The organism is Asanoa sp. NPDC050611, from assembly GCF_040654855.1.
Classification (GTDB): Bacteria; Actinomycetota; Actinomycetes; order Mycobacteriales; family Micromonosporaceae; genus Asanoa.
Genome location: NZ_JBFAIU010000160.1, coordinates 10,381 through 16,902 on the forward strand (window position 1 = coordinate 10,381; position 6,522 = coordinate 16,902).

The 6,522-nt window shown below is 71.9% G+C and carries 5 protein-coding genes and 1 pseudogene; all 6 read right to left on the minus strand.

All coding sequences use genetic code 11. The features are described 5' to 3' along the window. Positions 1-183, minus strand: a pseudogene (locus AB0H87_RS23570) (hypothetical protein); the annotation flags it as partial. Positions 184-185: 2 nt separating this feature from the next. Further along, positions 186-2,042: an ABC transporter ATP-binding protein gene (locus AB0H87_RS23575; protein ID WP_360149367.1), complete on the minus strand. Its 1,857-nt coding sequence runs from the start codon at positions 2,040-2,042 to the stop codon at positions 186-188. Next, the gene (locus tag AB0H87_RS23580) at positions 2,039-2,929 is read right to left on the minus strand and encodes an ABC transporter permease (protein WP_360149370.1); all 891 of its coding nucleotides are present in this window, start codon (positions 2,927-2,929) and stop codon (positions 2,039-2,041) included. The genes AB0H87_RS23575 and AB0H87_RS23580 overlap by 4 nt, the downstream gene beginning before the upstream one ends. Then, entirely contained in the window at positions 2,926-3,927 is a 1,002-nt protein-coding gene (locus AB0H87_RS23585; RefSeq protein WP_360149373.1) for an ABC transporter permease, read from the minus strand. The genes AB0H87_RS23580 and AB0H87_RS23585 overlap by 4 nt, the downstream gene beginning before the upstream one ends. Before the next feature lie 3 nt (positions 3,928-3,930). After that, positions 3,931-5,490, minus strand: coding sequence for an ABC transporter substrate-binding protein (locus AB0H87_RS23590; protein ID WP_360149376.1), 1,560 nt, complete (start codon positions 5,488-5,490; stop codon positions 3,931-3,933). A 39-nt stretch (positions 5,491-5,529) separates the two neighbouring features. Beyond that, positions 5,530-6,522, minus strand: a 993-nt coding sequence (locus AB0H87_RS23595) for a mandelate racemase/muconate lactonizing enzyme family protein (RefSeq protein WP_360149379.1), incomplete at its 5' end; no start/stop codon positions are given.

Genomic DNA, 6,522 nt, shown 5'->3' on the forward strand with positions numbered 1-6,522 from the left:
GTCGGCTCGGGCGCGCTCGGCGGGTACGTCCCAGTCGCGTACCCAGTCGGCCGAGCCGTCCTGCCAGGCGACGAGTGCGTCCGCCACGGCGGCCACGGTGCGGCTCGTGGGCAGGCCGTAGCCCGCGGTGTTGAGATAGGTGCGGTCGAGGGGCGCGAACTCGGCCCGCGCGGCGGGATGCACGGTCAGGACCCTCCACTCAGGAACTCCGCCGCCCGCTCCGGGTCGGGCACGGCCGCGATGAGCTCCTTCGTGTACGGATGGCTCGGCTCCCGCAGCAGCCGGGTCGTGCGCCCCTCCTCCCGGATCGCGCCGTTCTGCAGGATGATCGCCTCGTCGGCCACCGCCCGCAGCACACCCAGATCGTGCGTCACGAACACCACCGTCAGCTCCCGCTCCGCCTGCAGGCCGACCAGCAGCTCCAGGATCGACGCCTGCACCGACACGTCCAACGCGGACGTGACCTCGTCGCAGAGCAGCACCTCGGGCTCGGCGAGCAGGGCCCGGCCGATCGCGACCCGCTGCCGCTGCCCGCCGGACAGGTTGCGCGGATAGCGGTCGAGCAGGTCGGGCGCGAGCCGCACCTGCCGCATCATCTCCGCGACGGCCGACCGGCGGTCGCGCTTGGCGATGTCCGGGCGGAACAGCTTGAGCGGCCGCTCCAGCGACTGGTAGACGGTGTGCCGCGGGTTGAGCGTCGCGTCCGGGTTCTGGAAGACGATCTGGATGGCCCGGCGCAGCGCGACCGGCCGCTCGCCGGCCGTGCCGGCCAGCTCCGCCCCGCGGTAGCCGATCGTGCCGGACGACGGGCGCACCAGACCCGCGATCGCGCGCAGCAGCGTCGACTTGCCGCTGCCGCTCTCCCCCGCGATCCCCAGCGCGCGGCCGGCCGGCACGCGCACCGAGACGTCGTCGACGGCCACGAACGGCTCGCCGGAGCCGGGCCGGGCGAACACCACGCCGACGTTGTCGACGGTCAGGATCGCGTCGACGGCCTTGCCCGGCACGGCCCGGTCCACCACCGCGACCGGCACGTGCTCGGCGGCGGGGTCGAACGCCGGCAGCTCGTCCAGCCGGATGCACCGGGCCGCCCGGTCCCCGGCCAACGTGACCAGCGGGATGTCGGTGGCGCAGGCGTCGGTCCGGAACCGGCACCGTTCGGCGAAACCGCACGTGTGCACCGGCACCGACGGGCGTGGAATGCCGGGGATCCCGTGCAGCGGCCGGTCCGACGCGATCGTCGGCACGGCACCGATCAGCGCCGCCGTGTACGGGTGCCGCGGCGCCGCGTACACCTGGGACGCCACGCCCTGCTCGACGATCTGCCCGGCGTACATGATGGCCAGCTCGTCGCAGACCGTGGCCAGCAGCGCCAGGTTGTGGCTCACGTACAGCGCGGCGATGCCCGCGTCCCGGGCCAGCGTCACGATGAGCCGGTTGACGTGCGCCTGGGTCACGACGTCGAGCCCGGTCGTCGGCTCGTCGAGGATCAGCACCTCGGGCTCGACCGAGAGTGCCAGCGCCAGCGCGATCCGCTGCTGCTGGCCGCCGCTGAACTGGTGCGGGTACTTGTGCAGCGCGGTCTCCGGCTCCGGGATCTCCACCCGGGCCAGCCATTCGGCGCTGCGGGCGACGGCCGCGGCGGTGTCGAGACCGCGGTGCCGGCGCAGCCCTTCGACGAAGTGGCGGCGGATGGTCAGCGCCGGGTTGAGCGAGGTCGCCGTGTCCTGCGGCAGGTACGCGAGCCGCGCGCCCCACACCTTGCGCAGTTCCTTGATGGACGCCCGGTCGAGGTCGCGCCCGTCGAACGCGACCCGCCCGGCGAGCACCTCCTGCCCGGAGACCCGGTAGCCCAGCAACGACAGCGCCAGCGTGCTCTTGCCGGACCCGGACTCGCCGGCCAGCCCGAGGATCCGTCCGGAGTGGAGCTGCACGGAGACGTCGGCCAGCACCTGGGTCAGCCCGGAGCGGGCCCGGTAGCCGACCGAGAGGCCCTCCGCCGCCAGGTCGCCGTCGCGGCGCGCGGTCTGCGTCGTCGTCATACCATCAGCCGTTCGTGGATGCGGTCGCCGAAGAACTGGGTCAGCGCGTCGGCGATGAGGTTGACGGCGATGGCCAGCACGCCGATCAGCAGCGCGGGCACGAGCACGCCGACCGGGGACACCAGCAGCAGCGCCCGGTTCTGCGCGACCATCACACCCCAGTTGGCGCTGGGTGGCTGGACGCCGAGGCCGAGGAAGCTCAGCGAGGCGATGAACATGATGGCGTACGTGAACCGCAGCGCGATCTCGACGAGCAGCGTCGGCCCGATGTTCGGCGTGATCTCGCGGAACAGGATCCAGCCGAGCGACTCGCCGCGGGCGCGGGCGGCCAGCACGAACTCGCGGGGCGCGATCGCCTGCGTCGCCGACCGGATGACCCGGGTGATGTAGGGCGCGTAGACCACCGCGACCGCGGTGACCACCACCGCCCCGCCACCGCCGAACGCCGCGACGACGACCAGCACGGCGAGGTACGACGGGATCGCCAGCGCGATGTTGATGACCCAGGTGACCACCGAGTCGACCTTGCCGCCGAGGTAGCCGGAGACCAGGCCGACCAGCGTGGCCACCACCATCGCGGCGGAGACCGCGAGCAGCGGCAGCAGGATCACCGACGCGCCACCGTGCAGCACGCGGCTGAGGATGTCGCGGCCGTAGGAGTCTGTGCCCAACCAGTGCTGCGCCGACGGGCCGAGGATCGGCTGGTCGCTGATCTCGTTGGGCGAGTCGGGCGCGATGAACGGCCCGACCACCACCAGCGCGAGGAGCAGCAGGAGCAGGCCGACGCCGAAGCCGCCCTGCGGGATCGCCAGGAACCCGCGCAGGCTGCGCTGCTTCGGCAACGACACGTCGGCCGCCGTAACGGTGTTGAGGACATCGGCGCTCATCGCACGGTGTCCCGGAGTTTCGGCGTCACGTACACGACGATCGCGTCGGCGGCCAGGTTGGCGACGACGAACAGGGCGCCGATCATCAGCGCCAGCGCCTCGACCACGGGTGCGTCCCGGGACGCGGCCGACTGGGCGAGCAGCTGCCCCATCCCGGGGAAGCCGAACAGCGTTTCCGCGACCACCACGCCTCCGATCAGACCGGCGAACTGGAGGCCCAGCGCGGTGACCACCGGCGGGGCCGCGTTGGGCAGGATGTGCCGCAGCGAGAGCGACGGCTCGGTGACGCCGCGCAGCACCGCCGCCCGCACATAGGTCTCCGACGCCACCTCGCGGGCGTTCGCCCGCATGAGCCGGATGATGTACGGGATCGTGCCGAGCGCGATCGTGATGGCCGGCAGCACGTACGCGGAGGGGCTGTCGAACAGGCCGCCGTAGCTGACGGCGGTCGAGTCGACCGGCAGCCAGGCGAGCCAGACGCCGAGCAGGATCGCGAGCATCAGGCCGAGCACGAACTCCGGGAACGCGGCGACGATCAGCGTCACGAACGTCAACGAGGCGTCGCGCCTCCCGCGCAGCCGCACGCCGGACCACAGCCCGATCGGCACCGAGACGACGACGGTCAGCACCCAGGAGAGCAGCACGAGCACGATCGACGGGCCGAGGCGAGGCGAGATGACGTCCCAGACCGGACCGTTCGACTGGTACGAGGTGCCGAGGTCGCCGGTCAGCACCCCGCCGAGCCACTCGAAGTAGCGCACCACGACCGGCTGGTCGAGGTGGTGCATCTGCTGGAACGCGGCCACCTGCTCGTCGGTTGCGTACTGGCCGAGGATGTCCCGCGCGGGGTCGCCGGCGATCGCGGTCAGCCCGAAGATCACGATGGTGATGGCGAACAGGGTCACCAGCAGCGTGATGAGCTGCCGGACGAGGTAGGGCAGGCGGCGGGGCGCCCTCGTCGTGCGAGGACGCCCGGCCTGCTGTGCGGTCTGGGTCATGGGCTAGCTGAGGTGCGCGCCGGCCAGGTACATGTGCGCGCCGTTGGACGCGTCTAGCCCCTGGACACGCTTGTTCTTCCCGTACACCTGGCCCTCCCAGCCGGGGATCACGTTGGCCGCGCCGTCGTTGACGATCGTCAGCGCGTCGCTGAAGAGCTGCTTCTGCTTGGCCTCGTCGGCCGTCGCCGTCGCCTGCGCCACCAGCTGGTCGAACTGCGGGTTGCTGAAGTGCGTGATGTTGAGGTCACCGCCCTTGCTGTAGAGCCGGGGCAGGGCCTGCGAGATGTGCAGGCGGGCCACGCTGATGCCGATCGCCGGCTTCTTCTTGAAGATGTCGGTGAAGAAGGTGGCGTGCGGCCAGGTGATCACGTTGGCGTTGATGCCGGCCGCCTCGGCGGTGCTCTTGAAGCTGACCGCGGTGTCGAGCTTGTCACCCTCGTACGCGTACACGTCGAAGGTGAACGTGCCGGGAACGCCCGCCTCCTTGAGCAGCGCCTTGGCCCGGTCCGGGTCGTAGGGGCGCGGCTGCAGGCCGGACGGGAAGAACGGGTCCTCCGGCGGGATCGGGATGTCGGGCGAGATGATGTCGATGCCGGGAGCCACCACCGACATGATCTTCTTGCGGTCGGCGGCGTACTGCATCGCCTCGATGATCTTGTGGTTGTCGAACGGCGCGGTGTCGCCGAACATGGTCAGCCCGACCCAGCCGCCGTTCTTCAGCATGTAGGGCTCGACGCTGCCCTTGAGCAGCAACGTGTTGGCGCCGGTGATGTTGTCGACGACGTCCTGGCTGCCGGAGGTGACGGCCTGCAGGCGGGTGGCGTCCTCGGCGATGACGACGATCTGGATCGCGTCGAGGTAGGGCTTGCCGTCCTGCCAGTAGCCGTCGAACCGGGCCAGCGAGGTGCGGGCGGCCGCGTCGAAGCCGGTCAGCGTGAACGGCCCGGTGCCGTTGCCCTTGCTGAAGTCGGTGGTGCCGTCCTTGACGATGCTGAAGCCGGCGTGGGACACCATCACGGGTATGAACGCGTTGGGCTTGGTCAGCGTCAGCTTCACGGTGCTCTGGTCGGCCGCGGCGATCCCGGACGCCTGCAGGTAGGGCCCGATCTGGGCGAGGCCGACCGCCGCCAGGGCCGGGTCGAGGATCCGCTTGAACGAGTAGACGACGTCCTGCGCGGTCAGCGGGCTGCCGTCGTGGAACTTGACGCCGGGCCGCAGCTTGAACGTCCACGTCAGGGCGTCCGGTGTGGACGACCACTCGGTGGCCAGGGCCGGGGTCAGCTGGTAGTTCTCGTCGGCGCGGACCAGGGTGTCGTAGCAGTTGGTGGCGATCAGCAGCGGCATCGTGCCGCCCGCCTTGGCCGGGTCCGCGACCTGGGTCGCGTTGCCCGCGGCCACCGCCCAGCGCAGCGTGCCGCCCTTCTTGGGCGCGCCCGCGCCGCCGCCGGCCGCCGGTGCCGGGGAGCCGTCGTCGCCGCAGGCGGCGAGCCCGAACAGCCCGACGCCGAGCGCCGCGCCGGCACCCGCCTTCAGCATCGTCCGTCGATTGATCACATTCGTCATGAGGGGGTCTCCGATCGCGATCAGTACGTGCGTGGTGGGTCAGCTGGTGGCGTGCCGGACGAAGTCCTCGTCGACGGTGATGCCGAGGCCGGGACCGTCCGGGATGGGCATCCGCCCGGCGGTGAGGGTGAGCGGCTCGTGTGCGAGCCGGGTGCGCATCGGGTTCTCGAACCGGTCCACCTCGAGCACGGGTGACTCCGGTCCGTCCAGTTCGGAGGGTTCGGGCAGGAGGCTGATCGCCTGGAGGGTGGCGGCCAGCAGCACCGCCCCGCCCCAGGCGTGTGGGACGCACTGCCGGCCGCGCAGGGCGGCCAGCTCGGCGACGAACAGCAGCTCGCCGATGCCGCCGCAGATCGCCACGTCCGGCTGGACGATGTCGACCGGCGTGTGGTTCAGGTAGGAGTCGAAGGCGCCCCGGGTCTCCAGGCCCTCGTACGCCGCGATCGCGATGCCGAGGCCGCCGAGGTGCTCGTAGCCGGGGTAGGCCAGGCCGCCGCGGAACCGGATCAGCGGCTCCTCCAGCCAGCGGAAGCGCAGCTCGGACAGGCCCCGGGCGACCTCGCGGGCGCGCGGCACCGTGTAGGCGCCGTTGGCGTCGACCATCAGCTCCACGTCGGGGCCGACCTGGTCGCGGACCTTCGCGAGGACCGGCAGCTCGCGGGTGGGAGCGAACCGGCCGATCCGGATCTTGCAAGCGGTGAAGCCGTCGGCGACGGCGGTGGCGACCTCGTCGGGCCAGCTCTGCTCGGGGTCGACGCCGTCGACGTAGCCGCCGCTGGACGCGTAGCCGCGGACGCTGTCGCGCCGGCGGCCGCCGTACAACATGGAGATCGGGACGCCGAGGCGGCGCGCCCGCAGGTCGTCGAGGGCGATGGCGAGGGCGCTGATCGCGAGGCCGTCACCGGTCGCGACGCGCAGCGAGTCGAGCAGCGGGCGGGCGTCGGCGGCGTCGCGGCCGATCAGCAGCGCGCCGACCTCTTCGATGACCGCGGCGACGCCCGCGCGGGCGTAGGTCTCACCCCAGCCGTCGAC